Origin of the sequence: Novosphingobium clariflavum, from assembly GCF_026420865.1 — a bacterium.
Taxonomy (GTDB): Bacteria; Pseudomonadota; Alphaproteobacteria; order Sphingomonadales; family Sphingomonadaceae; genus Novosphingobium; species Novosphingobium clariflavum.
The window spans coordinates 66,907-90,358 of the sequence record NZ_JAPCWC010000011.1; the positions used below are offsets into that span (position 1 = coordinate 66,907).

Sequence of the window (23,452 nt, forward strand, 5' to 3'; positions counted from 1 at the left end):
CCTGTCAGAAGGGGACCACGCGCCCGCCGCTGCCTTCACCGGCAGTGGCAACGTCCAGCGGCTCGTTGGAAAGTGCGTTGAGCAGCGCCCATGCGACGTCGGCGTGGCCGATCTCGCCATTGCGCTTGGCGACGTAAGTGACGCCCTTTTGGCTCCCGGTCAGCGCCGGGCGGATCGCCATCAGCGCGGCCATCAGGTCCGTCCACTCGTGGTCGAACTCGATGCGCTGATTGCGGAAGATGTGCTGGCCCTTCATGACCAGCGCGGATTTGATGGCGACCGAATATTCGATCTTGCGCGCCATCGGGAACCACTTGGACACGATCTCCCACACCGCCAGACCGTGGCCGGTCGTGTCGATCGCGATGTCCGTCACGCGGTAGCGCTGGGCCACCTTCTTGATGAATTCGGCCTGTCCCGAGAAATCGAGCCCGTTGAGCCGGTGCTTTTCCAGCACGCGGAACTTGCCCTTGCCCGCCTGTTCGGGCGGCGCGAGCACGATCAGCGCCGCATCGTCGCGGCCCTGTTTGTTCGGGTCGTACCCGATCCAGACCGGCAGATCGCCAAATGGGCGTCCGCCCGGAATCTCGATCAGCGCAGGCTTGAAGTCGCGCCACCTGTAGAAACTGTCCACGCGCGCCGGGGCGATCCGGTTGAACGGGAAGCTGCTCTCGGAATCGTCTACGTCCTCGCACTCGTAGAGGTTGCGGAATGCCTCCTCCGAGTACTTGGCCCGCTGCATTTCCACATCGACCAGTTTGGCCAAGCCCATCTTGCAGGCATCGTGGATCGTCAGGATCTGCTGCCAGCTTCCATCGGGCATGATGGCGCCGCGCCGCAGGTTCTTCAGGCTGATGTCGAACGGCTTTTGCGCGCGGCGGTCGCGGCCTGCGTTCCACTCCTCGCCAGACCACCAGGCGTAACTCGCGTGCGTCTTGGTAGACGGCGTCGAGAAGTACGTTTCCTTGTAGATCTTGTGCGTGGTCATGCCGCTGGCCACACGGTTCAATTCCGTGAAGCCATGCACCCATGCGTATTCGTCGAAGTAGAGGTCGCCGCTCTCGCCCTGCGCCGTCGCCGAATTGGTCGAGAGGAAGTAGAACCCGACCTGATCGAGCGTGGGGCCGGTGGCGTCGCCATCCTCGTCTTCCGGGTACTGCCCGGCAAAATCGAGGGTGATGATCTTGCCCTTGAGTTCCACCCCGGTGACGCGGCGAACCCATCCCGCGATCTCGCGCCGGAACTTGAGGGCCTGCCGCTCGGACGCGGACAGGAAGATCTGGTTGCGGGGGGCTTCTTCGAGCGAAAGCTCTTCCCGGCCTACACCGGCAAGCACTGCCTCGGCCACCTTGGCGAGGGCCTCGCGGGCGAAATACCACGTTGCGCCGACCTGACGGCTCTTTCGGATCTTGCGGGTGCGCTGGGCCCGCTGCTCCCACCATAGCTCCTGGTATTCGAAATTGCGCTTGTGGAAGTCGTCGAGAAGCGCCTGCCACTGCTCCAGCGTCAGGAAGTTCTTGCGCTTCTCCGCGCGCTTGGCCTTGGCCTGGTCGTTGTTCCGATTGCCGACCTTGGGGTTGAGATCGCCCTCCCGTCCGGTCTCGTTGTACTTGCGGATCCGCGCCGTCCGCTCGAGCTGGCGCGTCAGGAAGTCGATGCGCTTCATGTCCCCTTCGGTCAGGGGTTCCTTGTCGAGCAGGTTGGCGACCTTCACCTCGATCCGGTCGTCGATGATGTCCACCGCCGGATGGGTTTCCCACCCATCCCGGCGCGACCAGCTCGCCAGCGTGTTGTAATTGACCCCCAGCTCCTCCTCGATCTGGGTCAGTTGCCATCCGCGCCAGAATAGCGAGCGTGCTTCCCGGCGCAGGGCACGCCCCACCTGACGGCTAACCGTCGCGGCGTTCTTCGCGCTTTTGGCAGGGCGGGCATTGGGCATGACCATGCCATGCACCGGCACCGCCCCGCTCGGGCATGGGTTGCGCGGGTAGAGCGCGGCATCACCGCGCCCGCGCGTTGCGAGAAGGCAGGCGGTCGGGCTTCAAGTCCTCATCGAACGCACACCAAATCCCAGGGCGCCGTAATCGCCCAGAGCAGGACCGAACGCGGAGCCCGAACCATGAAGACCAAAGCCTTCCTTCTCGCCACTTCCGGCCCGACCGTGGACGGCCGCAACATCGAGCCCAAGCTGCTCACCGAAATGGCCGAAAGCTACAATCCGAAGACCTACGGCGCGCGGCTCAACATCGAGCATATCCGCGGTGCCACCGGGCAGGCCCCGTTCCGCGCATTCGGCGACGTGACCGAACTTTCCACGGCCGAGGTCGAGGTCGATTTCAACGGAAAGAAGGAAAAGCGCACCGGCCTCTACGGCGTGTTCGACATCAACGAGGACGCCAAGGCGCTCAACGATGCCGGCCAGAAGGTCTATCCCTCGATCGAGATCGAGCCCAACTTCGCGGGAAAGGGCTTCGCCTACCTGATGGGCTGCGCGCTCACCGACAGCCCCGCCTCGATCGCCACCGAACGCCTGCAGTTCAACCGCCAGCTGCCCGGCACCGAGGTCTATTCGCGCGACACCGCCGCCGTCATCGAGTTCGCCGACGAAGGCGGCAGCGCCACCGCCACCGGCGACAGCTTCCTGACCAAGTTCGGCGCCATGCTCGATAGCTTCTCGGCCAAGTTCACCCCGGCGAAGACCGAGGCCACCCCGCCCAAGGAAGCCGAGCCCGCCGCACCGGCCGCGTTCGATTTCAGCCAGTTCAAGCCGCTGTTCGCCGAACTCGGCAAGTCCTTCTCGGACGAGATCGGCGCCCTGCGCACCGAACTGCGCACCGAGGTCGACGCGATCGGCGTGAAGCTGAGCAAGGTCGAGAAGGTGCAGGACGAAACCCCGTCCAAGAGCTTCACCCGCCGCCCCGCGAGTGACGGTGGCGCTGGCGATTTCGCCGGCGTCTTCTGAGCCGATCCATCCACCGCCGCCCCGCATTTTTCAAACAGGACCATAGACCATGGGTTACACTCTCTCCGATCGCGGCCGCGAGCGCCTGGACGGCCTTTTCAATGCCATCGGGCAGGCCAACGGCGTCACCAACATCAGCCGTCAGTTCTCCCTTTCGCCCACCAGCGAACAGCGCCTCGAGGATCTGCAGCGCGAAAGCGTCGGCTTCCTGTCGCGCATCAACATCATGCCGCGCCGCGATCTGATCGGCGAAGTTCTCGGCCTCGGCACCCACAACATGGTCGGCCGCCGCATTTCGCGTCCGAACCTGCCGCGCAAGGCCGCCTACGTGGGCAACCTGCAGGACCGCGAATACAAGCTCTACAGCACGCTGTTCGACACGTACCTGCCGTGGGAAGTCATCGACGCCTGGTCGAAGTTCCCCGATTTCGCCCAGCGCTATGCCAAGCACGTCGCCACTTCCATCGGCCTCACCCGCATCATGGTCGGTTGGAACGGCGTCGAAGCGGCGACGGATTCCGATCCCGATGCGAACCCGCTGGGCGAAGACCTCAACATCGGGTGGCTGCAGAAGCTGCGCCTCGAAAAGGCCAGCCACGTCATGGGCCGCGAAACCGTGACCGTCGGCGAGGCGACCACCGCGACCGGCGCGGCCAAGCCGATCTACATCGGCAAGAACTCGGACACGGCGGACGGCGACTACAAGAACATCGACGCGCTCGCCTATGACCTGATCGCGGGCATGCCGAGCTACGCGCGCCAGTCGACCGACCACGTCGTCATCGTCAGCCAGGATCTGGTGGACGAGAAGTACTTCCCGATGGTCAACCGCCCGCTTGCGGAGACGATCGACGGCGGCAAGTCCACCAGCGACCAGACCGTTTCCGACATCGTCATGTCGTCCAAGCAGATCGGCGGCCGCCCGGCGGCCATCGCGCCTTTCTTCCCCGAAGGCACGATGCTGATCACCCCGCTGGGCAAGCCCAATGCGGAGAACAGCTCGAACCTGTCGATGTACTACCAGGAGGAATCGCGCCGCCGGTACATCAAGGACGAACCGGAAAACATGGCGGCCCTGGTCGACTACAACTCGGTCAACGAAGGCTACGTGATCGAAGACACCGACTTCGCCGTGATAGCCGAGAACATCACCTTCGGCGACCGCCCGTAATACCACCCGGAGAGGGCATTGATGGCGGAATGCTGGCATCCGGGCCGGCATCCGCAGGAGCCCAGAACATGGGCCGGGGCAGATGGTTTCGCACCTTCCTGCCTGCCCCGGTCGGCCGCCGCCGGATATGCGGCCATTTCCCCAGATCATAGGAGAGCCCCGCATGGTCAGCCCCTTCCGTCGCCATCAGCAGATGGTCCGTGGCCTCAAGAGCGCGGGCCCCAATCACGTCAGCCACCGCGCCGCCCCTGCCGAACCCAAGCCGGACACCGAGGCCGGTCTCGAATACGCGACCTTGCGCGTCGTGCTGCACGACAACATCCGCACGATGCATGACATCGATTCGGTCGAAGCGCGCAACCCGATGAAGGCCGAGTTCGCCAAGACGTTCGCGGACTGGATCGAAGGCGTCCTCGCTGCCGGCGAACAGGGGCTGGCCGCGCAGGACGAAATCCTCGTGACCAACATGATCTGGGCGCTGGATTACCACGACTACGATTATGCGCTGCGGATCGGTGCCCACGTCGTCAAGTTCGGCCTCGTCCTGCCGGAACGCTTCAAGCGCACCCCCGCGTGCTTCCTCGCCGAAAACATCGCGGAGACCGCGCTGGAGCAACACGAACTCGTCTCGCTTGAGCAGCTTTTGCAGCTCTTGGCACTCGTGGACGGCGCCGACATGCCCGACCAGGCCAAGGCCAAGCTGCACAAGGCCATCGGCCGCGCCTACGACCGAAAGGCCGAGGATCTCGATCCGGCCGCCGATAACGCCCCCGCCGGCGGCAAGGCGGCTTTCGTCACGGAAGCGCTCGTCCATCTCAACCGTGCCCGCGTGCTGGATCCGGGCGTCGGCGTGAAAACCGATATCAAGCGCCTCGACGCCCAGCTCAGGAAGCTGGAGCCCGCCGATACCCCCGCCGAATAACGGACCGCCCCACGGCGCTCGGGGGGCGGACGGTCTGATCGGGATCCGCTTGCGGCCATGCCGATCCAAACCGTCCCCACCCCCCGAAAACCGTTCTCGCCCATATCAAAGGATCGCTCATGACCGGCCTGATCGCCTATCCCGCCCCCGAAGCCGATGCGCCCGACGCACAGGTCGTGGCCGATGGCTGGTTCCCCCCGGTCAAGCTCGCGGCCGTGCGCGATGTGATCCGCATTGGCGACGGCACCGTGCCCGAGCCCCGGCTTACCGCCGCAATCGAAGGCGGGATGCTGCACGCCTTCCGCGAATTGTCCGACTGGCGCAGCGCCCGCGCCGCCGAGGGGGCCGCCTCGCTGGACGTTGTCACCACCGACACGATCAACGGGCGCAACATCGCCGTGGTCCTGTGGGAGCGCGTGGTGCGCTACTTCGCCGGGGCCGAACTCTTCGACCAGTACCGCGACATATCGGCCACCGACGATGGCCTCGACCGCGCGGCCGAGAAGGACACCGCCGCCGACGATCAGCGCGCGCTGGCGCTCGCCGCCGTCGCGGACCTCCGTAGCATCGGCGCCGACAAGCCGGTGCCGCGCAACCGGGTGGAGCTGATCTGATGCAGACCATGCGAATCTTCCGCGTCGGCTCGACGGCGGTCGTAACCGAGGAAATCTCACACTGGTGGGTTGCCGATCTCGCGATTGGGGGGCCTGCCCTCTGCATCTCCATGCGGAACGGCAAGCAAATCAATCTGGGGCCCGAGAACGCACCGGATGGTAGCGACGGTTACGCGATCGAGAAGGGCTTGCTCGAATTTCTGAGCAGGTGGACGTGACCACCACCGCCACCGCACTCGACGGTGACACCGTGGACGCCATCTGCTGGCGCGAGCTGGGCCGCACGCGCGGCGTTACCGAACAGGTGCTGGCGCTCAACCCAGGCCTAGCCGCGCTCGGCACACGCCTGCCAGTGGGCACCGTGGTCCAATTGCCCGATGTCGCCACCGCCGCGCCCGCCATCCTCGAAACCGTGAAGCTCTGGGACTGACCCATGCGCAAGATCGAAACCCTGCGCGATGCCATCTATGGCGCGCTGCCCGAACTGAAGCGCGATACTGACCGCATCCGCATCTGGATCGAACGCGGCACGGTGAAATCCACGCTGACCGAGAACCGCGGCATGTGCTTTGCTTTCCAGCTCAATGTCCTGGTCGTGGAGATGGCCACCGATCTTGCCGTCCTCGCGCTGGCCGTGTTCATGTGGCTGCGCACCAATCAACCGGAACTGATGGTGCCCAATGCCGAGGGTTTCACCTTCGACGCGGATATCCTGGACAACCAGACGGCCGACGTTCTGATCCAGCTCCAGCTTGATCAGGTGGTGGTCGCCACTCCCAACGCCGATGGCAGCGTTGCGCTGGACTATCGCGGCGAGCCCGATCCGCTCTTCACAGACCTGCTCAGCATTACCGGCATGGAACCGCCCCCGGTGCTGACCGGCTTCGACGCGACCGAAGACCTGCCGCCGTGGGACGATTGAGCCCGTGGCCGAAGACCTGAACCAGTTCAACGAGTGGTTTGGCCGCATCCTGTCAGGGCTGGAACCAGCACAGATGCGGCGCGGCTCCCACAAGCTGGGGCAGGCCCTGCGCCGCGCGAACATGAAGCGCATTGCCGAAAACGTGGAGCCGGATGGCCGTCCCATGGAGCCGCGCAAGCCCCGCAAGGACAAGCGCGGCCGTCTTCGCAGGCGCCAGACGGGCAAGATGTTCAAGGGCCTGCGCCGCCTGAGAAACTGGAAGATCGACGCGGACGCGGAAGGCGTCGAGATCCGGCCCGCATCCGGCAACGTCGACCGGGTCGCATCGGTCAGCCAGTTCGGCGAAACCACAACGATCGGCTACCGCCCGAACCACTCCCCGATCCGTGCCCGCTACCCTGTCCGCCGCCTGCTGGGCTTCGGCCCCGATGACGAACGCATTGCGCTGGAAGTCGCCGCATCCCTGATCGAACCGGATGCCTAACGCAAATTGTAGTTACGATATTCGCTTGACGGTAACTCAAATCGTAACTACAAAAAACCATGATCATCGTTTGGGACGAACCGAAGCGCATCGCGAACCTTGCCAAGCACGGCATTGACTTCGCCGATATCCGCGAGGAATTCTTCGCCACTGCGGTGGTCGGTGAAGCCAAGGCAGGCCGCCACTTCGCCATCGGCGAGATGAACGGCGTGATCGTGGTGATCTTCGCGGTGCTGGGCACCGAAGGCGTCTCGATCATTTCCGCCCGCCCGGCGAACAAGAAGGAACGGAGGGCTCTGGAATGAGCGAACCTAAGATCACCCAAGCCGATATCGACGCGGTCAGCGACAACCCGGAACTGACCGAAGAGCAGATCCGTAGCGCCGTGCCTTTCGCCGAAGCGTTCCCGCATCTGGCAAAGACCATGCGCGTACGCGGCGCGCAGAAGGCGCCGAAGAAGGTCAGCACCACGATCCGGCTCTCGCCCGAGGTCGTGGACTTCTTCAAGAAGGGCGGCCCGGGCTGGCAATCGCGCATCGATGACGCCCTGCGCGACCTGGTCGCCAAGCACTGAGTTTTCACGCGGTGATCGGGAGAGCCCCGGTCCGTAAGCCTGCCGGCGCATGTTGTCTCGGCCGGGCCGCAAGGTAACGCCTCCCTCTACCCCCGCACACGCTACCGCGCGCGCGTGATTGTGCCCCATGCCGTGGGGCATGGTCGGATCAATCGCCTCATCCCCCGCCGTCGACCTTTCGGCGCTTCCCCCTCCGGTGCTGGTAGAGCAGCCGGATTTCGAGACGCGCCTCGCCGCCAAGCAGGCCCGCTTCGTCGAACTCACCGAAGGCCAGTTCGACGCCCTGCTCGAAAGCGATCCGGCAATGGTTCTGCTGGAGGCGGACAGCTACGACGAACAGGTCAGCGCGCAGGACTTCAACGACAAGGCAAACGGGCTGCTGCTGCCTTATGCCGAGGGCGATAATCTCGATGTCCTGGGCGCGCTCAACGATGTGCCTCGCCTTGTCGTAACCGCCGCCACCGCGACGGCCGATGCCGTCATGGAAAAGGACGCCGCGTACCGCCAGCGCATCCAGCTTTCGCGGCACGCCTTCTCGGTCGCTGGCCCTGACCTGGCCTACAAGTTTCACGCCCGCTCGGCACATGGCGATGTCGCCGATGCAGTGGCCTACTCTCCGCAGCCCGATGACATCAAAGCCAAAGTGCTGGCCGTGCTTGCCGACCATGCCGCCTCGGCCGAGCTGGTCGCGGCGATGACGGCCATGCTGGAAACGGCTGCGTGGCCCGGCGCTATTCAGGTTGCCGTCCAGTCCGTCAGCGGTACCGGCGTTCCACCCGGCAATGTTCTGGAAGTGGTCGATGCCGCCCTGCAGGGCGTGCGGCCGATGACGGACTTCGTCACTGTGCAGGCGGCACAGCCTGTCGGGTACGACATCGTCGCGGAGATCTACCCCTTCGCCGGTCCTGATGCGGACCTCATCCTGACGACGGCAAAGGACAGCCTCGACACCTTCCTTGCCGCCAACCGCAAGCTGGGCCGTGATGTTGCCTGTTCTGCGCACACGGCCGCGCTGCATGTGGGCAATGTCCAGCGGGTCAAACTGATCTCGCCGCCTGCGGATATCCCGATCGACTGGTTCCAGTTCCCGCAGCCCACCTCGATCTCGGTCACCGTCGCGGGGACCGAGCTGTGAGCATTCTGCCCCCCAACGCCACGACCGCGGAGCGCGCGCTTGAAGACGCGATGCTCGCGCGGATCGACCTGTCCAGCGTGCCCACCCTGCGCAATCCCTGGACGTGCCCGGCCGAAGTGCTGCCGGTTCTCGCCTCCGAACTCTCGATCAGCCACTGGGACACGGCGTGGAGCGAGGCCGAGAAGCGCCAGGCGGTCGCGGACGCCACCGCCTTCCACAAGATCAAGGGCACCCGCGCCGCTGTGGAAGAGGTGCTGGCTCGCCATCACGGCGCGCTGGATGTGGTCGTCTGGCACGAGGCCAATCCCCGGCGCAGCCCCTTCACCTTCGAAGTCCGCGCGCCCGCTGCCGAGATCCCGGCCAGCTTTCTCACGCAGGACCGGGCCGAGGCGATCATCCGCGACGTGGCGGCCGCCAAGTCGCTGCGTGACCATTTCGACTTCGTCCAGAACATCGGCCTCACGTCCGGCATGTTCGTGGCGGCGGGCGGCAAGAGCGGCACCGCGCTGCGCGCCGACTATGCCGCCGCGCGCGATGACAGCCGCGACTGGTCGATCCTCCTGCAGACCGAGGACGGCGAGCCCATCGCCAATGGCGAGGCCGCCGATTTTCTGGAGACCAATTGATGGCAGACTTCGTCCTTTCGCTGACGGACGCGGGGCTTGCCGCCGTGCGCGCCGCGTCGGGCACCAGCAAGACGGTGATCGCCACGCTGGGCCTCACCAACACGCCCTTTGTCCCGGCGCCCACGCTCACCGCGCTGCCGGGCCAGTTCAAGCAGATCGCGATCCTGTCCGGCGTGGCCCCGGCGCCCAACGTCATCCACCTGACCGCCTACGACCAGTCGGCCGAAGTATGGGACGCGACCGGCTTCGGCCTGTTCCTCGACGATGGCACGCTGTTCGGGGCCTATAGCGGCGAGGAAACCGTGCTGAGCAAGGCAGGCCTCGCCTTTGCGCTGATGGCCTTCGATATTGCGATCAACGCCGACCTCGTGGCCAACATCAGCTTTGGCGATACGAACTTCGTCTGGCCGCCCGCGACCGAGGAAACGCGCGGCATCGCCCGCCTGGCCACGCAGGGCGAGGTGGACGAGGGCGCCGAGGGCCAGAGCATCGTCACACCGCTCACGCTGGGCAATCGCCTTGCCGCCATGGCCGCCGCGTTCAACGGGGCCATCACGGCCTCGGTGAGCGTGCTCACCGCCTCCATCGCCGCGCTGACCGCCCGCAAGATCAGTGCGGGCGGCCTCGCTACCGGCGGCGGGGACCTGTCGGCTGACCGCACGATCACCGTCACCGAGGCGAGCGCCGCCGAGATCACGGCGGGCACCGCTGCCGACAAGGTCGTCACCCCGCGCCGCCTCGGCCCGATTACCATGGCACTCGCGCAGAACGGCTTCATCCGCTTCTTCGGGTTCCAGATGGTCTGGGGCCGCTTCTCGGCCACCGCGAACGACAACACGGCCGTGGTCTTTGTGCAGGCGTTCCCCACGGCCTGCTTTTCCGTGGTGGCCAGCGGCGGTGTCTCCGGCGGCATGGACTCCAAGGACAACCCGCCCGTCGTCGTCGCCTCCACCATCACCAAGACCGGCTTTTCCGTCTTCAGCGCCGACGATTCCAACGACGTCACCTGCTTCATCGCGGTGGGCTGGTGATGCCCGCAAGGCCCCGCAACAAGGACGCTGCCTGACATGGCGAAGATTTCCGCACTCCCCCGCATCGCGCCCGGCGAAGCGGACGGCACCGAACTGCTGCCGGTTGTCCGCGCGGGCACCACGATGGCGGCCCCGGTCGGCGATTTCATCGCCCCGGCCGCGCAGCCCTTCGTCGATGCGGCCGAGGCGGCATCGTTCGCGGCCGAACTCACGCGGGACCAGATCACCGACCTGGTAAAGCCCGAGAACATCTTCGTCGACGTTGCCCTGGCGACGGCCGAAGCTGCCGTGACGGCGGGCACCTTCTTCAAGCTGGTGCTCAGCGCGGCAGGCACCGCCGAAGTGCGCCAGCGCACCGCCAGCGGATCGGACCTGCTCTATTCCGAGAACACCGCCGCCGCCCTGCGCTCGTCCGATCCGGTGAAGGGCGCCGCGCTGATCGGCCTGCCCGATGGCAGCAGCGTGCAGGATGCCCTGCCGCGCAAGCGCTACACCCTCAAGCAGATGGGCGTGAACTACGCCAGCACCGCCGACCAGCAGACCGCGCTGATGAATGCGCTGACCATCGCCAGCGAGGACATGCTCAACCTCGTGGCCGAGCCGCACGCGATCTACAAGCACGGCGACATGCTGGCGTTCGATGGGGTCGAGTTCGACGGGCAGGGCTGCAACTTCCAGGCGCTCGATCCGGCGCGGGCGCGCATCCAGCTGACCGGGGCGCGGCCGATCCTGCGCAACCTGCGCAAGTCGTCGCTGGGCGTCACCGGCCGCACCAGCGCCTACAACGCCATCGGCGTGCTTGTCCGTGACGCCACCGACCTGCTGCTGGAAAACATCATCATCGACAGCGGCGCCAATGCCGGGATCGCGCTCGACAACGTGCAGCGCTTCGAAACGCGCGGCACGCTGGTGATGGATACCAGGGCCGATGCCTTCCACTGCACCAACGGCACGCGCGACGGATCGGTCTACGGGCACACCGCCATCCGCCCCGGGGACGATGGCTTTGCGGTCGTCACTTATGGCGGCAGCGAACTGTGCGAGAATATCCGCGTCTACGGCGCCCGCATTCGCCAGGGCAAGATGCGCGGCATGACCGTGGTCGGCGGCCGCGACGTCTGGTTCATGCAGCCGGACATCGACGAGACCGAATGCGCAGGCATCTATTTCTCGTCCGAAAGCTCCTACGGCACTTACGGCGTGCGCAATTGCGGCGTGATCGGCGGCACCGTCAAGAACGCGGTGTCGCGCACGGGCATCTCCCAGGGCGCGATCCACTGCAACGGGCGCTCGGGCTCGCTCACCACCCCCAGCGGCGAAGTGCTGACCAACACGGTCGAGGATATCGTGCTGATGGCGCCCAAGATCCGCGGTTGCGGCGCGGGCATCCGCGCGGGCGTGACGTTCGACGATTACGCCATCGGGCTCGATGCGCTGAACATCGACATGCAGGACCTTCGTGTCAGTTCCAGCTATCACCCGCGCGCGTTTGCGCTGGGCGGCAAGAACATCCAGATCCGGGGCGGCCGCTTTGCCAACATCGGCGGCCAGTTCATCACCACCGTGGGCTCGCTGGCGGGTTACCTCAGGGTTCGCGACCTCACGATCGAGGGTGTCTGCGCCGATGCGCCGGATGCGAAGAACGTCTTCCTGTTCAACGACGCCGCGCCGAACCTCGATATTGCCGAGATCGAAGGCGTCCACATGTGGAAGCGCGGCGCCGCGATCACCGCGCCGTTCAACTACACCAAGCTGACCGCCGCCCAGCGCCGCATCCGAGGCAACCTGCTGGACGGTGTGAAGGCGGCCGAGCCGCCGACGCTCGTCCTGTCCGGCAAGACCTACCAGATGGACCTCGAAGGCGGCGTTTATGCCGAAGGCGCAGCGGGCATCTCGGGGAGCGAATCCACCGTGATCGCGGCGGACGAAACGCTCGCCGTCATCCTCAAGCCAAGCCGCGTCCTTCGCTGCACCTGGCTGGCCACGCGGCAATCGGACTATTCCAAGCGGGCGGACGTCACGATCTCGGGCGACGTCACCTATTCGGTGCCCACCGGCACGGCCGGTATCGATTATGTGGCGGTCGGCAACTCGTACTACCGCCTCACCGTGGTCAGCGGCGCGCTCAACGCGGCCAACGTCGCCGCCCAGGCGATCAGCTACGACGCCGACACCAACCGGGTCACGATCACCTTCACCCCCGTCGGCGCGCTCAATGCGCGCATGCAAGTCATCGGGGTCGGCTGATGGCCCCTTCCATTTTCCAGAGATCGCAAGGAGCCAGCCAATGGCCGTAAGTGAAAACGGGTTCGACGTGGTGCTGCTGCCCGAAGGAAGCCTGCAATTCCGGGACAGGCTGGCGGCCGGGGACGTCGTCCGCAGCTGGGACGTGGGGCCCGGAGAAACGGCGGCGCTCCTGGCCGTGGTCGCCGAGGCGCGCGCGCTGGTGGAGGACTATCACACCCTGCTGCCGTTCGTCGCCGAACGCCTCGGCTGCGATGAAAGCACGGCGACGGCGCTGGGCATCTCGCCCGGCCAGCTCGCCACCGATCTTGGCTACGCGGTCGATACCCCCGCCAGCACCGCGCCCAGTGACCTTGAGGGCGGCGAGGTGGCGGAATGAAGCTGGAAGACCTGCTCCTGTTCCTGCTGTCGCTGTTCGGCGCGGCGGCGATGTGCGGTGCGCGCATCGCCTGGCTGCTCTTCGGCATCGCCAGCACGCCGCCGGAGGATGCCGCCGCGCTGGTCCTGTGGGAGCGTAAGCGCCGGTGGCTCATGATCTCGGAATTCGCGGCGCTGCCGGCCTTCGCGCTGATCTCGGTCCTGATCGGCCGCCTCCGGGAATGGCCGGTGGAGGGCGTGGTGCTGCTCTCCATGGTGCTGGGCGCGCTGGGCTTCGCCTTCTTCCTCGACGCCCTGCAGACGCTGGTGCGCAAGCGGATGGGCATGGCCGAGGCGCCGCTGCCGGACGAAGCACCGTGACCGGGGTGCTCATCGCCCTGGTGGTGCTGTTCGCCGGCATCTCGGGCTTTGCCTACTGGCGCGCGTCCCGCCTGCACCGGCGCATCGTCGACATCGACCCGCAGGCGCGCTGCCCGGCCACCCATCCGCTCGACTACCTCTCCCACCGAAAGGAAACCCGTCATGACTGATGCCCGCACGCTCGGCGCCGCCGGCACCGCGCTGATCCACAAATGGGAGGGCTGCGCCCGCAGGCGCGCCGATGGCCGCTTCGATGCCTATCCCGATCCCGGCAGCAAGGACGGCAAGCCGTGGACCATCGGTTGGGGCTCCACCGGGCCGGACATCGCCAGGGGCACGATCTGGACGCAGGCGCAGTGCGATGCCCGGTTCGACCGGGACATTGCGCGCTTCGTCAACGAGGTGGCGCGGTTCATCGCCGCTGCGCCCACCACCCCGAACCAGTTCGATGCGCTGGTCTCGTTCCACTACAACACCGGGGCCATTGCTTCTTCGACGCTGGGCAAGCTGCACAAGGCGGGCAGGTTCGCCGATGCGCAGGCGCAGTTCGGCAAGTGGATCTACAACGACGGGAAGGTCATGGATGGCCTGAGGAAGCGCCGCGCCGACGAGGCTGCGCTTTACGGGGCCAAGTGATGGAAGTGCTTGCCATCGTGGGCGTCGCCAAAAAGGTGCTGCCCTGGGCGTGGGGCGCGATCAGGAAGCACTCGCGCCTCTTGCCATACCTCGCCGCTGCCGCGCTCGTCTGGTGGCTCTGGAGCGGCAGGCAGGACGCCCTCCAGCAGCGGGACACGGCGCGCGCCGCGCTGGCCGCCGCCAATGCCGCCACCGCCACCGAGATCGCGGCCCATCGCAAGACCAAGGACGATTACCGGGCGGCCCAGGCAGCGGCGGCCCGGCTTGATGCCGAACGGATCACGCGCGAGAAGGCGCGTCAGCAGGAGATCAACGATGCCGCTTCGAAGGACTATGCGCAGCGCTTGGCCGATCTGCGTGCTCGCTATCAGCGCCTGCTCGGGAACGCCCAGCCCGGAAGCGCCGCTGGCGGTGCGACCGGAAATGTCGCAGTGCCCGGCCTACCCGCTGCCCCCGGCGGAACTGCTGGTGCGGCCGACATACGATTGGCTGGCGCCGCTGGAGAATGCCTCAGCCCCACCGAACGGCTGATCGCGGCCGAGCAGGCGGCCCAGCTCGATGCGCTGATCCTCGCCGTGGAGCGCCTCTCGGCAAAAATCGGCGCGCCGGCGCCGTAGAAGGAACAAGTCCGGCAATTCGTCGTTCATCGTGCAACTGCCCGCAGAAGCAAGCGATCCAAACGGCTTGGATAATCCCCCAGCCAAGCCAGCCTCTCAAGAAAAGGCCGCCTCGCAAGGGCGGCCTTTGCATTCAGACCGGCCCGCCACTCTGCGCCGAACCTGCCGCCACGCCCGTGTGCTTGTGGCTCTTCAGGCTGATCCCGTCCGCCACCACATCCTCGCTAACGGTCACCTTGCCTTGCACGGTCACGTCGCCCCGAATGGTCAGCCCACCCGGTGCGATGATTTCGGCGGTTCCGCCATCGGGCAAGGTCGCTGACAGCGCATGCGCTTCCGGATCGTAAGAGATCTGGGCCCCGTCCTTGAACCTCAGCACTTCGGTCAGCCCGTCGCCCGCCGGCGGGAAGTCGTCCTGGACAAGACCCAGCAGCGCCACGGCCGCCGCGATCTGCCCGTCCGGCACCAGCAGCACCACCTGCTCGCCCACCGTGGGCGGCGACCAGTGCTGCGTATCGCCGGCACGCGGCATCAGCCACCGGATAGGCGGCGTTTGCGCCTCTCCATCCTCATCGTCGCCATAGGCCACCGTGCAGCGGGGCGGGCTGAAGGTGACGCTGGCGATCGTGCCAAGGCGGATCAGCTCGGAAACGTCGGCGGGGATGTCTTCCTGCGGGGTCATCGGTGCGCTTTCGAAGGTGGTTTCGAACCTGCCTAAACCGGCCTGCAGGGCCAGGCGCGCCGGGCGTCAGGTAACGCCGCCCTCTACCCCGCCACACTCTGGAATTCGCGCCCGCGAGAGGGCTTGGTCGCTCCCATGATCGGGATGAACGACACCACCGGGAAAGCGCTCGACGGCACGGCTCATCTCGAGCAGTCCATCGGCAAGATCCTTGGCACGCCGCTGGGCACGCGCACCATGCGCCGTGACTTCGGCTCGATGCTGTTCGACCTGATCGACCGCCCCATCAACGCCGCCACGGTCATGCTGCTGCGCGCGGCCACGGCCGTCGCTCTGCGCCAGTGGGAACCCCGCATCGCCATCAGCAAGGTCGGCGTTTCGGGCACCTTTGCGGCGGGCAATCTGACGATCTCGATCTCGGGCAAGCGCACTGATGTGGCCGGGCCGAATTCGAAGGTCACCCTTTCCATCCCCATCGCGAATTTGAGGAAGCCCTGATGACCCACGGCCTGACCATTACCGAATCGTCCGACAGCACCGTCTCGGCTTCGCCCGCCAGCATGGCGGTGATCGGCCTGATCGCCACCAGCATGGCCGGCGCCGGGGACGTTGCCGCCGATATCGATGCCGCCTTCCCGCTCGACACGCCGGTCCTGGTCACCAGCGTCGATATCGCGGCGGGCAAGGCGGGAAGCCTCGGCACGCTGAAAAAGGCGCTGGAAGCCATCGGCGATCAGTCAAGCCCGATCGTCGTCGTCGTCCGCGTCGAAGAGGGCGCGGACCAGGCGGAAACCGACGCCAACGTGATCGGCACCACCACCGCCACCGGGCAGAAGACCGGCATGCAGGCCCTGCTGGCCGCCAAGGCGCTGCTCGGGGTCGCCCCGCGCATCCTTGGTGCACCGGGGCTCGATACGCAGGCGGTCACCACGGAACTGGCGATTGTGGCCAGGAACCTGCGCGGCATGGCCTATGCCCGCGCGATCGGCGATACCGTGGCCGCCGCCGTCACCTATCGCGACAATTTCTCGGCGCGAGAGCTGATGCTGTTCTGGCCGGACACCAACGACTGGACCGGCGATGCCGTCGCCCGCGTTCTCGGCCTGCGTGCCCGGATCGACGAAGAGATCGGGTGGCACAAGACGATTTCGAACGTGGCGATGGACGGCGTGCTGGCGATCACGAAGGACGTCCACTTCGATCTGCTGGATTCGTCCACCGATGCCGGCGTTCTGAACGATGCCCCGGTGACCACGTTCGTTCGCACGGACGGCTATCGCCCCTGGGGCAACCGCACCACGGCAGGCGATGATCAGCCGGACTTCGCCTTCGAAAGCGCCGTGCGCACCAGCTTCGCCCTGCAGGACCTGATCGCCACCACCATCCAGCCCTTCGTGGACAAGCCCATGACCGTGGGCATGATCAAGAACCTGCTGGAAAAGATGAACGCCGCCGGCCGCGCGCTGGTCTCCGCTGGCAAGGTCGTGGGCTGCAAGTTCCTGTTCGATCGCAGCAAGAACACGTCCGCCATGCTCGCCGCAGGCAGGCCCAACTTCACGTTCCGCTACACCCCCTGCGCACCGATGGAGAACCCCACCATCGATCTGCAGATCACCGACTATTACTACTCGGACTTCGCCGACCAGCTGGTCTGAGCCCGAGCCCATCCCCTCTTTCTGAAAGGATCCGGCCATGGGCCTGCCGCGCAAGCTCATCAACATGAACGCCTTCGTCGATGGCGAGGGATACCTCGGCATCGTGTCTGAATTCGAACAGCCCAAGCTGGCCATCGCCACCGAAGACCATCGGGCCGGCGGCATGCTCGGCACCGTCAAGCTCGACATGGGGCTTGAGCCTCTGGAAGCGACCATGACGATGGCCGGCCACGTCGCCGCGTTGATCCGCAAGTTCGGCACCACCGCGATCGACGGCGTGCAGCTGCGCCTGGTGGGAAGCTACCGGGCGGACGATGGCACCGCCGCGCAGGCCGTCGAAATCTACCTTGGCGGCCGCTTCACCGAGATCGACGAGGGCAAGGCCAAGGCCGGTGACGCCACCGAACACAAGTACACCTTGCCCTCGGTCTACTACCGCCGCGACGTCGACGGCGTGGTCGAGGTGGAAATCGACATGCTGAACGGCGTGTTCCTGGTCGATGGTTTCGACCGCTACGCCGAGATCATGGCCATCCTCAACGGCTGATCCATTCGAGATCCACCGGGCGGTCCTTTTGCGGGGCGCCGTCACGGTGGTGGGCCGGGGAGGACCGGTAATCTCTTTCCCCCTCTCCGGCCCTGATTGCCCCGCCCGATCCACCGCAACGCAGGAGCCCCGCACATGGCCGAGCAGCCCGAAATTTCCGCCGTCACCGCACCGAAGAACCACTTCGAACGGGTTGTCCTGGTTGAGCCGATCGTGCGCGGTCCCAGGACCATCGAAAGCCTCAACATCCGCAAGCCCAAGGCGGGCGAGCTGCGCGGCACCAGCATGCAGGACATCTTGACCACGGACGTCGCGGCGATGCTCCGTTTGATCCCGCGTGTCTCCGAACCCTCGCTGACGCCGGAAGAGGCGGACAACCTGACTTCGGAGGACTTTGCCGAGCTGGCCGGCGTCATCCGTGGTTTTTTTATCACGAAGATGGAGCGGATGGCGGTCGACGCGATGCTCGCGGAACACTCCCCGAAGACCTGATGGGTGAGATCGCAGCCGTCTTTCACTGGCCGCTCAGCGAACTTGATGCCCTCTCGATAGAAGAACTGTTCGATTGGCGTGATCGCGCCGTGCGGATCTGGAACCAGATGCAGGGCAAGGAAGCCGAGGAATGAGCAACAAGCTTTCCCTGATCGTGAACTTCCTCGGCGTGGACAAGATGTCCGGTGCCCTGCGCAACATCGTCGGTCTGGGCAACAAGGGCTCCAAATCGATCCGCTCGCTGACGGGCGAATCCAAGAAGCTCGAGCGCGAACTCGCCAAGGTTCGCCGCGAACTGGGCAGCGCCACCGGAAACATCACCGAACTCACGATCCGGGAGCGCACGCTGGAACGCCAGATCGCCGGCACCAACGAGCAATTGCGCAATCAGCGCCGCCTCGCCGTGATCAATGCCGATCGCATGGCGATGCTGGGCAAGGCGCAGGAATGGAAGAACAAGGGCAGGGACAACGTGATCGCGGGCGCGGCGATGTCACTGCCCCTGGTCATGGCCACCAAGCAGGCCATGACCTTCGAAAGCGCCATGGCCGATGTGCGCAAGGTCGTGAACTTCCCGACGCCCAAAGCCTTCGCCCAGATGTCCGACGATGTGCTGAACCTCAGTACCCAGATCCCGATGTCGGCCGAGGGCATCGCGGCCATCGTCGCCGCCGCCGGCCGCGCCAACATTCCCCGCAAGGAACTGCTCGGTTTCGCGCAAGACGCGGCCAAGATGGGCGTTGCCTTCGACATCACCGGCGATGAAGCTGGCAGCATGATGGCGAAGTGGCGCACTGCCTTCTCCATGGGGCAGACGGATGTGACGCGCCTGGCAGACCAGATCAACGCGCTCACCAACGCCTATGGCGGTAACGCCACCGACGTGTCCGGCATCGTCACCCGCATCGGCGCGCTGGGCGAAGTAGCAGGCGTCACCGCGCCGCAGGTGGCCGCCATGGCCCAGCTGCTCAACAGCGTGGGCGTGGAAGAGGAAGTTGCCGCCACCGGCATCAAGAACATGATGCTGGCGCTGACCAAGGGCGAATCTGCCACCAAGAGCCAGACCACCGCGCTCGATGCGCTGGGGCTCAAGGCCACGGACCTTGCCGAACGCATGCAGAAGGATGCCGGCGGCGCGATCACGGACGTGCTGCAGCGGCTCGCCAAGGTGCCCAAGGCCCAGCAGGCGGGTATTCTGACGAACCTGTTTGGCTCCGAATCGGTGGGCGCCATCGCGCCGATGCTCACCAACCTCGGCAAGCTGCAGACGAACCTCAAGCTGGTCGGCGATCAGGCGCAATATGCCGGGTCCATGCAGGCCGAATACATGGCCCGCATCGCCACGACCGAGGGCGCTACCGGCCTTGCCATGAACGCCTTGAAGGCGCTCAACATCACGCTGGGTCAGCAGCTGCTGCCCACGGTCATGGCCGCGTCCACGCGGATCGTCTCGATCGCGAATTCGGTGCGCGCCTGGTCGAAAGCTCACCCGCAGCTCGCCTCCGGCATTACGACGGTGCTGACCAGCCTGGTCGCCTTCCGTGTCGGCCTCGGCGCCGCGCAGTTCGCGCTGGGCGGGCTGCTGGGGCCGTTTGCCAAGATCATCCCCTTTTTCCGCAAGGTGGACGGCGCATCGCGCGCTGGGGCGTTGCTGGGCCGGTTCGCCAATGTCGCCATCAAGAGCGCTGGTCTTGCCGTGCGTGCTTTCGGCATGTTGCGCGTGGCGGCCATGTTCCTTGCCCAGGGCGTGATGCGCGCAGGCATGATGATGATGGCCAACCCGATCGTCCTGGTCATCACCCTGATCGTCGCTGCGCTCGCGGGTGCCGCGTACCTCGTTTACACGCACTGGGGCCAGATCAGCGGCGCGTTCATGAAGGGCGTGGCTTGGGTGAAATCGTCCCTGCAGGGACTGCCGGATTGGCTCAAGTCCATCGGCAGCATGATGATGCAGGGCCTGCTCATGGCGATCAACCCGATGGCGCTGGCGTGGAAGCTGGTGGAATTGGCGAAGAACGGCGTCACCGCCTTCAAGCAGTATTTCGGCATCAAGTCCCCGTCGCGCCTGTTCATGACAATGGGCGGCCATCTGTCGGCCGGGCTTGAGAAAGGCATCGACAAGAGCCGCCACGGACCCACGCGCGCCGTGCGCCGCATGGCCACGGGCGTTGCCGCTGCCGGCGCGATCTCGCTCACCCCCATGGCCGCCGCCGCGCGCCCGGCCCAAGGTGCCGCGGGCGGTGCCGGCGCCGCCCCGATCACGATTCACATCAACGCCGCGCCGGGCATGAACGTGCAGGAACTGGCGCGCGAAGTCGGCCGCGAGCTGCAGCGCGCGCAGGCCCAGCAGGGCCGCAGCCGCTACGAGGACCGCTGATGGCTTCCGCCCCCATCCTTTCCCCCGCCAAGCTGCTCTCGCTGGGCATGTTCGTCTTCGGCATGGACACGGCCGCCTATTCGGAATTCCAGCGCTCGCAGGGGTGGCGGCATGAAGGCAGCGATCGCCACATGGCGCGCCCTGCCAGCCAGTTCACCGGCCCGGGCGAGGACGTGATCACGCTGGCCGGTCTACTCGTGCCGGAAATCGCCGGCAGCTACGGCGCGCTGGAAAGCCTGGTGGAGATGGCGGACACCGGCGGCAACTGGCCGCTGATCGATGGCACCGGCCTCGTGCTGGGGCACTACCGTATCGACAGGCTCAATCGGGACCATCGCATGGTTCTGGCCGGCGGCATCCCCCGCGCCATCGATTTCTCGCTCGAACTCACGCGGGTGGACTGATGGCGGATGCCAATATCTCGGCGGTGCGCCTCACGCTGGACGGCGTAGACCTTGCCGACAAGATCGACCCGCGCTTCATCGAGCTGTCCCTGTCGGAAAAGCGCGACGGCAGTGCGGATGAACTGACGCTCACGTTGCACAACGCCGATGGCAAGATGGCGCTGCCGGCACCGGGCAAGGTCATCACGCTGGCGCTGGGCTGGGCCTCGGGCACGGACGTGACGATCGGCCTGGTGGAAAAGGGCCGGTTCACCGTGGACGAAGTGGAAGCCTCCGGACCGCCGGACGTGATCCGCCTCACGGCCCGATCGGCAGACCTCAACGGCAATTATCGCAAGCGCCGCACGCAATCGTGGAAGGACACCACCGTCGGCGCGGTCCTGGGCGAGATCGCAAGCCGCCACGGCGTCAGCGCGCAGGTCCATCCCGATCTCGCCAGCAAGCCGATCGCCGCGCTCGATCAGCACGGCAAGAGCGACATGCTCTTGGTCAAGGATTTGGGCAGCCGGTACGATGCCGTCGCGACGTGGAAGGACCGCAAGCTGATCTTCATGCCCGTGGGCAGCGCCACCACGGCGGGCGGGAAAACGCTGGCCGCGAAGACCCTCACCAAGCGGGACGGATGGTCCTGGCGCTTCACCCGCGCCCAGCGCGACGAGTACGATGGCGCGGAGGCATCATGGCATGACCAGGACAGCGGGAAGAAAAAGACCACTTCGACCGGCGGCACCAGGCGCAAGCGCCTCAAACGCTCCTATGCCAGCGAAGCCGATGCGAAACAGGCGGCCAAGGCCGAAGCGGCCAAACGCAAGCGCGGCGGCTACCAGTTCGAATACGATCTGGCCTTTGCGGATACCGCGCTCCAGCCCAATCAGCAGGTGAAGCTGTCGGGCTGGAACACGACCATCGACGGGATCAATTGGCTGCTATCCTCGATCGACACCACGTCGGATGACAAGGGGATCAGGCAGCGGATATCGCTGGAGAGCGCTTAAGGTGGGTACGTCAAGTCTTTAGCGTGAAACCCACTCGCTAATGCGGTCGATGCGGAAACTCCGTTCCTCCTTCCGCATCTTGCAGTATCCGCGAACATAGCGGCCAGAGACTTCCCAATTCACGACCTCGCGTTTCGTGACCACGCCGTCATTATCGACGTATTCGAACCGGGCCCACTTGCCGCGATCGGCTACTTCTGGTCGGATTTCGCGGAGGGATTGATCCTTGATGCGCTTCCGGACCCAATCCTGACGCCAAGCGATTTCCTCGCCTTCTTCATCGATGCGGGTCAGTTCATCGGCGTAGTCATCAGGATCCCAGGAAGAGCGCTCGCCCCGCAGATTCTCCCGCTGCGCCTGCAGGGCGTCGGCCTCCTCGACGATAAAAGCCTGATATTCCTCAAGCGATACTTGTCCGGCTTTGTAGCGATCAAACTGAAGCGAAAGGCTTTCGCCTGCCGATTTCAACGATGGACGGGATGAAGGCGGCAAGTCCTGAACAGCCTGCGGATCAAGCCTTGCACGCCTCAGATCACGCCGAATGGCATCAACTTCTTCCGGAGTTCGATCAGGCTTCTGCGTGTCGGTTGCAGCTTCGACTGGAGCGCTTCTCTTTGCCTTCGATAGGCAAAACCAGCACGCGACCGCCCAGAACACGACTTTGCTCAGTCCGCGAAGTTGAGTTTCTATAATCGGGCTGCCTAGAGGATCCGGCATCAGGATCTGCGCAAGGCCGATAGCTGCTATGCAGCCTAGCGCCACAGGTAATGCCTGCCAGCGAGATTTGAGCCTGAGGGTGGCGGGCCTCAGTAATCCCACTATCCCGGCGCAGAGTAGAAAAAACGCTGCCCAGAGCAGGATTGTCGAAGTCCAGGACATTCAGACCTTTCTGATCACTGCGACCACGCGGCCCATGATTTGCATTTCCCCGTCGTAAGCGGTTGCGTTGGGGACGTGCGGATTGTCGGCCATCATCTCCACACCGCCGCTCGGTAGCGGGCGCAGACGCTTGATCGCGCCGAACCCGGCATAGGTGATAGCCCAGACCTTTTCGGCCATATTGATGGAGCGCTGCGAACTGTCGATCAGCAGAAGGTCGGTGTCGCGTAGCGTCGGCTCCATCGAATCGCCCATGCCCTGAGCGAAGAACAGCTTGTCCGGTGCTGAGCGCGTATAGGCGCGCAGAAAGTCGATCGGGAAATGCCGGATCGTCTCCGTCACGGGCACGTCCAGGAACGTCGCCCCCATGCCCAGCGTCAGGTCCAGCTCGCGCACGGGAACCAGCCCTAGCTCGGCCGCGACCTCTTCTGTCGTTGGCCCGGCTACAAAGCCTTCATTCGGATCATCAGTTTGGCCCGACAGATAGGCTGGCGTTGTTTCCAACACTGCTGCGATTTTGTGCAGATGGGACGAGCCGCTGGCCCCGCGCCGGATCAAATGATTGATGCTGGGCTGAGACACGCCAACCCGCCGCGCAAGCTCTGCCTGCGACATGCCTTTGGCCTCAAGCCGTTCTCGGATGCGTTCGCCAAGCCCCATTGGCCGCGACCCTATAACCATTGGAATAGGATGGTAGTTCAATTTATCTATTGCTCATGGAATAGATATTGTTATTGATACGCCT

General features: G+C 65.4%; 31 protein-coding genes. 27 read left to right on the forward strand and 4 right to left on the reverse strand.

The window, feature by feature from the left end:
• Window positions 1-4: 4 nt before the first annotated feature.
• The gene (locus tag OKA11_RS14810) at window positions 5-1,939 is read right to left on the reverse strand and encodes a terminase large subunit domain-containing protein (RefSeq protein WP_267221637.1); all 1,935 of its coding nucleotides are present in this window, start codon (window positions 1,937-1,939) and stop codon (window positions 5-7) included.
• 180 nt (window positions 1,940-2,119) lie between these two features.
• On the opposite strand from OKA11_RS14810, the gene OKA11_RS14815 reads away from it, so the two are divergent.
• From OKA11_RS14815 to OKA11_RS14905, 19 genes are all read left to right on the forward strand, one after another.
• Window positions 2,120-2,962: a GPO family capsid scaffolding protein gene (locus tag OKA11_RS14815; protein WP_267221639.1), complete on the forward strand. Its 843-nt coding sequence runs from the start codon at window positions 2,120-2,122 to the stop codon at window positions 2,960-2,962.
• A gap of 49 nt (window positions 2,963-3,011) precedes the next feature.
• The gene (locus OKA11_RS14820) at window positions 3,012-4,133 is read left to right on the forward strand and encodes a P2 family phage major capsid protein (protein WP_267221640.1); all 1,122 of its coding nucleotides are present in this window, start codon (window positions 3,012-3,014) and stop codon (window positions 4,131-4,133) included.
• A 163-nt stretch (window positions 4,134-4,296) separates the two neighbouring features.
• On the forward strand, window positions 4,297-5,055 hold the full coding sequence (gene gpM / locus OKA11_RS14825) for a phage terminase small subunit (RefSeq protein ID WP_267221642.1): 759 nt from the start codon (window positions 4,297-4,299) through the stop codon (window positions 5,053-5,055).
• A 119-nt stretch (window positions 5,056-5,174) separates the two neighbouring features.
• On the forward strand, window positions 5,175-5,669 hold the full coding sequence (locus OKA11_RS14830; protein WP_267221644.1) for a head completion/stabilization protein: 495 nt from the start codon (window positions 5,175-5,177) through the stop codon (window positions 5,667-5,669).
• Window positions 5,669-5,887, forward strand: coding sequence for a hypothetical protein (locus tag OKA11_RS14835; RefSeq protein WP_267221645.1), 219 nt, complete (start codon window positions 5,669-5,671; stop codon window positions 5,885-5,887). Before OKA11_RS14830 ends, OKA11_RS14835 begins: the two co-directional genes overlap by 1 nt.
• Entirely contained in the window at window positions 5,878-6,099 is a 222-nt protein-coding gene (locus OKA11_RS14840; RefSeq protein WP_379489357.1) for a tail protein X, read from the forward strand. The genes OKA11_RS14835 and OKA11_RS14840 overlap by 10 nt, the downstream gene beginning before the upstream one ends.
• 3 nt (window positions 6,100-6,102) lie before the next feature.
• Entirely contained in the window at window positions 6,103-6,591 is a 489-nt protein-coding gene (locus tag OKA11_RS14845; protein ID WP_267221647.1) for a phage tail protein, read from the forward strand.
• Window positions 6,592-6,595: 4 nt separating this feature from the next.
• Entirely contained in the window at window positions 6,596-7,075 is a 480-nt protein-coding gene (locus tag OKA11_RS14850; RefSeq protein ID WP_267221649.1) for a phage virion morphogenesis protein, read from the forward strand.
• Window positions 7,076-7,134: 59 nt separating this feature from the next.
• Entirely contained in the window at window positions 7,135-7,380 is a 246-nt protein-coding gene (locus OKA11_RS14855) for a BrnT family toxin (RefSeq protein ID WP_267221651.1), read from the forward strand.
• Window positions 7,377-7,649 (forward strand): BrnA antitoxin family protein, encoded by a 273-nt coding sequence (locus tag OKA11_RS14860; RefSeq protein ID WP_267221652.1) that lies wholly within the window; start codon window positions 7,377-7,379, stop codon window positions 7,647-7,649. Before OKA11_RS14855 ends, OKA11_RS14860 begins: the two co-directional genes overlap by 4 nt.
• Before the next feature lie 139 nt (window positions 7,650-7,788).
• The gene (locus OKA11_RS14865; protein ID WP_267221654.1) at window positions 7,789-8,784 is read left to right on the forward strand and encodes a baseplate assembly protein; all 996 of its coding nucleotides are present in this window, start codon (window positions 7,789-7,791) and stop codon (window positions 8,782-8,784) included.
• Window positions 8,781-9,410, forward strand: a complete 630-nt coding sequence (locus OKA11_RS14870; RefSeq protein ID WP_267221656.1) for a phage tail protein I — start codon at window positions 8,781-8,783, stop codon at window positions 9,408-9,410. Before OKA11_RS14865 ends, OKA11_RS14870 begins: the two co-directional genes overlap by 4 nt.
• The gene (locus OKA11_RS14875) at window positions 9,410-10,441 is read left to right on the forward strand and encodes a gp53-like domain-containing protein (RefSeq protein ID WP_267221658.1); all 1,032 of its coding nucleotides are present in this window, start codon (window positions 9,410-9,412) and stop codon (window positions 10,439-10,441) included. Before OKA11_RS14870 ends, OKA11_RS14875 begins: the two co-directional genes overlap by 1 nt.
• Window positions 10,442-10,477: 36 nt before the next feature.
• Window positions 10,478-12,688 (forward strand): hypothetical protein, encoded by a 2,211-nt coding sequence (locus OKA11_RS14880; protein ID WP_267221659.1) that lies wholly within the window; start codon window positions 10,478-10,480, stop codon window positions 12,686-12,688.
• A gap of 40 nt (window positions 12,689-12,728) precedes the next feature.
• Window positions 12,729-13,064 (forward strand): hypothetical protein, encoded by a 336-nt coding sequence (locus tag OKA11_RS14885; protein WP_267221661.1) that lies wholly within the window; start codon window positions 12,729-12,731, stop codon window positions 13,062-13,064.
• The gene (locus OKA11_RS14890; protein WP_267221662.1) at window positions 13,061-13,423 is read left to right on the forward strand and encodes a hypothetical protein; all 363 of its coding nucleotides are present in this window, start codon (window positions 13,061-13,063) and stop codon (window positions 13,421-13,423) included. Before OKA11_RS14885 ends, OKA11_RS14890 begins: the two co-directional genes overlap by 4 nt.
• Window positions 13,420-13,593: a hypothetical protein gene (locus OKA11_RS14895; RefSeq protein WP_267221664.1), complete on the forward strand. Its 174-nt coding sequence runs from the start codon at window positions 13,420-13,422 to the stop codon at window positions 13,591-13,593. The genes OKA11_RS14890 and OKA11_RS14895 overlap by 4 nt, the downstream gene beginning before the upstream one ends.
• Window positions 13,586-14,059: a lysozyme gene (locus OKA11_RS14900; RefSeq protein ID WP_267221667.1), complete on the forward strand. Its 474-nt coding sequence runs from the start codon at window positions 13,586-13,588 to the stop codon at window positions 14,057-14,059. Before OKA11_RS14895 ends, OKA11_RS14900 begins: the two co-directional genes overlap by 8 nt.
• Window positions 14,059-14,676 (forward strand): hypothetical protein, encoded by a 618-nt coding sequence (locus OKA11_RS14905; RefSeq protein ID WP_267221669.1) that lies wholly within the window; start codon window positions 14,059-14,061, stop codon window positions 14,674-14,676. Before OKA11_RS14900 ends, OKA11_RS14905 begins: the two co-directional genes overlap by 1 nt.
• Window positions 14,677-14,809: 133 nt before the next feature.
• Here the strand turns inward: OKA11_RS14905 and OKA11_RS14910 are convergent, their stop codons facing one another.
• Window positions 14,810-15,358, reverse strand: coding sequence for a phage baseplate assembly protein V (locus OKA11_RS14910; RefSeq protein ID WP_267221672.1), 549 nt, complete (start codon window positions 15,356-15,358; stop codon window positions 14,810-14,812).
• Window positions 15,359-15,493: 135 nt separating this feature from the next.
• On the opposite strand from OKA11_RS14910, the gene OKA11_RS14915 reads away from it, so the two are divergent.
• The 8 genes from OKA11_RS14915 (at window position 15,494) to OKA11_RS14950 (ending at window position 21,828) form a co-directional block, all read left to right on the forward strand.
• A complete protein-coding gene (locus OKA11_RS14915) occupies window positions 15,494-15,856 on the forward strand; it encodes a GPW/gp25 family protein (RefSeq protein WP_267221674.1) in 363 nt (120 codons plus the stop codon).
• Window positions 15,856-17,013, forward strand: a complete 1,158-nt coding sequence (locus OKA11_RS14920) for a phage tail sheath subtilisin-like domain-containing protein (RefSeq protein WP_267221676.1) — start codon at window positions 15,856-15,858, stop codon at window positions 17,011-17,013. Before OKA11_RS14915 ends, OKA11_RS14920 begins: the two co-directional genes overlap by 1 nt.
• A gap of 37 nt (window positions 17,014-17,050) precedes the next feature.
• Window positions 17,051-17,560, forward strand: a complete 510-nt coding sequence (locus tag OKA11_RS14925) for a phage major tail tube protein (protein ID WP_267221678.1) — start codon at window positions 17,051-17,053, stop codon at window positions 17,558-17,560.
• Between the two features lie 135 nt (window positions 17,561-17,695).
• Window positions 17,696-18,052: a phage tail assembly protein gene (locus OKA11_RS14930; RefSeq protein WP_267221680.1), complete on the forward strand. Its 357-nt coding sequence runs from the start codon at window positions 17,696-17,698 to the stop codon at window positions 18,050-18,052.
• Window positions 18,052-18,186: a GpE family phage tail protein gene (locus tag OKA11_RS14935; protein ID WP_267221682.1), complete on the forward strand. Its 135-nt coding sequence runs from the start codon at window positions 18,052-18,054 to the stop codon at window positions 18,184-18,186. Before OKA11_RS14930 ends, OKA11_RS14935 begins: the two co-directional genes overlap by 1 nt.
• The gene (locus OKA11_RS14940) at window positions 18,183-20,429 is read left to right on the forward strand and encodes a phage tail tape measure protein (protein ID WP_267221684.1); all 2,247 of its coding nucleotides are present in this window, start codon (window positions 18,183-18,185) and stop codon (window positions 20,427-20,429) included. The genes OKA11_RS14935 and OKA11_RS14940 overlap by 4 nt, the downstream gene beginning before the upstream one ends.
• Window positions 20,429-20,833, forward strand: a complete 405-nt coding sequence (locus OKA11_RS14945) for a phage tail protein (protein WP_267221686.1) — start codon at window positions 20,429-20,431, stop codon at window positions 20,831-20,833. The genes OKA11_RS14940 and OKA11_RS14945 overlap by 1 nt, the downstream gene beginning before the upstream one ends.
• Entirely contained in the window at window positions 20,833-21,828 is a 996-nt protein-coding gene (locus tag OKA11_RS14950; RefSeq protein WP_267221689.1) for a contractile injection system protein, VgrG/Pvc8 family, read from the forward strand. Before OKA11_RS14945 ends, OKA11_RS14950 begins: the two co-directional genes overlap by 1 nt.
• An 18-nt stretch (window positions 21,829-21,846) precedes the next feature.
• Here OKA11_RS14950 and OKA11_RS14955 read toward each other — a convergent pair whose 3' ends face one another.
• Together OKA11_RS14955 and OKA11_RS14960 are read right to left on the reverse strand one after the other, a co-directional pair.
• Window positions 21,847-22,707: a hypothetical protein gene (locus OKA11_RS14955; protein WP_267221691.1), complete on the reverse strand. Its 861-nt coding sequence runs from the start codon at window positions 22,705-22,707 to the stop codon at window positions 21,847-21,849.
• On the reverse strand, window positions 22,708-23,367 hold the full coding sequence (locus OKA11_RS14960) for an XRE family transcriptional regulator (protein WP_267221693.1): 660 nt from the start codon (window positions 23,365-23,367) through the stop codon (window positions 22,708-22,710).
• Window positions 23,368-23,452: the final 85 nt, after the last annotated feature.

What these genes read in the sequence shown, in the direction of transcription:
- OKA11_RS14920 (WP_267221676.1), top strand. Translation starts at nt 15,856, where the DNA reads ATGACCCACGGCCTGACCATTACCGAATCGTCCGACAGCACCGTCTCG.
- OKA11_RS14945 (WP_267221686.1), top strand. Translation starts at nt 20,429, where the DNA reads ATGGCTTCCGCCCCCATCCTTTCCCCCGCCAAGCTGCTCTCGCTGGGC.
- OKA11_RS14925 (WP_267221678.1), top strand. Translation starts at nt 17,051, where the DNA reads ATGGGCCTGCCGCGCAAGCTCATCAACATGAACGCCTTCGTCGATGGC.
- OKA11_RS14815 (WP_267221639.1), top strand. Translation starts at nt 2,120, where the DNA reads ATGAAGACCAAAGCCTTCCTTCTCGCCACTTCCGGCCCGACCGTGGAC.
- OKA11_RS14915 (WP_267221674.1), top strand. Translation starts at nt 15,494, where the DNA reads ATGATCGGGATGAACGACACCACCGGGAAAGCGCTCGACGGCACGGCT.
- OKA11_RS14935 (WP_267221682.1), top strand. Translation starts at nt 18,052, where the DNA reads ATGGGTGAGATCGCAGCCGTCTTTCACTGGCCGCTCAGCGAACTTGAT.
- OKA11_RS14890 (WP_267221662.1), top strand. Translation starts at nt 13,061, where the DNA reads ATGAAGCTGGAAGACCTGCTCCTGTTCCTGCTGTCGCTGTTCGGCGCG.
- OKA11_RS14910 (WP_267221672.1), bottom strand. Translation starts at nt 15,358, where the DNA reads ATGACCCCGCAGGAAGACATCCCCGCCGACGTTTCCGAGCTGATCCGC.
- OKA11_RS14830 (WP_267221644.1), top strand. Translation starts at nt 5,175, where the DNA reads ATGACCGGCCTGATCGCCTATCCCGCCCCCGAAGCCGATGCGCCCGAC.
- OKA11_RS14900 (WP_267221667.1), top strand. Translation starts at nt 13,586, where the DNA reads ATGACTGATGCCCGCACGCTCGGCGCCGCCGGCACCGCGCTGATCCAC.
- OKA11_RS14845 (WP_267221647.1), top strand. Translation starts at nt 6,103, where the DNA reads ATGCGCAAGATCGAAACCCTGCGCGATGCCATCTATGGCGCGCTGCCC.
- OKA11_RS14855 (WP_267221651.1), top strand. Translation starts at nt 7,135, where the DNA reads ATGATCATCGTTTGGGACGAACCGAAGCGCATCGCGAACCTTGCCAAG.
- OKA11_RS14810 (WP_267221637.1), bottom strand. Translation starts at nt 1,939, where the DNA reads ATGCCCAATGCCCGCCCTGCCAAAAGCGCGAAGAACGCCGCGACGGTT.
- OKA11_RS14865 (WP_267221654.1), top strand. Translation starts at nt 7,789, where the DNA reads ATGGTCGGATCAATCGCCTCATCCCCCGCCGTCGACCTTTCGGCGCTT.
- OKA11_RS14875 (WP_267221658.1), top strand. Translation starts at nt 9,410, where the DNA reads ATGGCAGACTTCGTCCTTTCGCTGACGGACGCGGGGCTTGCCGCCGTG.
- OKA11_RS14950 (WP_267221689.1), top strand. Translation starts at nt 20,833, where the DNA reads ATGGCGGATGCCAATATCTCGGCGGTGCGCCTCACGCTGGACGGCGTA.
- OKA11_RS14885 (WP_267221661.1), top strand. Translation starts at nt 12,729, where the DNA reads ATGGCCGTAAGTGAAAACGGGTTCGACGTGGTGCTGCTGCCCGAAGGA.
- OKA11_RS14960 (WP_267221693.1), bottom strand. Translation starts at nt 23,367, where the DNA reads ATGGGGCTTGGCGAACGCATCCGAGAACGGCTTGAGGCCAAAGGCATG.
- OKA11_RS14880 (WP_267221659.1), top strand. Translation starts at nt 10,478, where the DNA reads ATGGCGAAGATTTCCGCACTCCCCCGCATCGCGCCCGGCGAAGCGGAC.
- OKA11_RS14835 (WP_267221645.1), top strand. Translation starts at nt 5,669, where the DNA reads ATGCAGACCATGCGAATCTTCCGCGTCGGCTCGACGGCGGTCGTAACC.
- gpM (WP_267221642.1), top strand. Translation starts at nt 4,297, where the DNA reads ATGGTCAGCCCCTTCCGTCGCCATCAGCAGATGGTCCGTGGCCTCAAG.
- OKA11_RS14940 (WP_267221684.1), top strand. Translation starts at nt 18,183, where the DNA reads ATGAGCAACAAGCTTTCCCTGATCGTGAACTTCCTCGGCGTGGACAAG.
- OKA11_RS14955 (WP_267221691.1), bottom strand. Translation starts at nt 22,707, where the DNA reads ATGTCCTGGACTTCGACAATCCTGCTCTGGGCAGCGTTTTTTCTACTC.
- OKA11_RS14905 (WP_267221669.1), top strand. Translation starts at nt 14,059, where the DNA reads ATGGAAGTGCTTGCCATCGTGGGCGTCGCCAAAAAGGTGCTGCCCTGG.
- OKA11_RS14930 (WP_267221680.1), top strand. Translation starts at nt 17,696, where the DNA reads ATGGCCGAGCAGCCCGAAATTTCCGCCGTCACCGCACCGAAGAACCAC.
- OKA11_RS14820 (WP_267221640.1), top strand. Translation starts at nt 3,012, where the DNA reads ATGGGTTACACTCTCTCCGATCGCGGCCGCGAGCGCCTGGACGGCCTT.
- OKA11_RS14860 (WP_267221652.1), top strand. Translation starts at nt 7,377, where the DNA reads ATGAGCGAACCTAAGATCACCCAAGCCGATATCGACGCGGTCAGCGAC.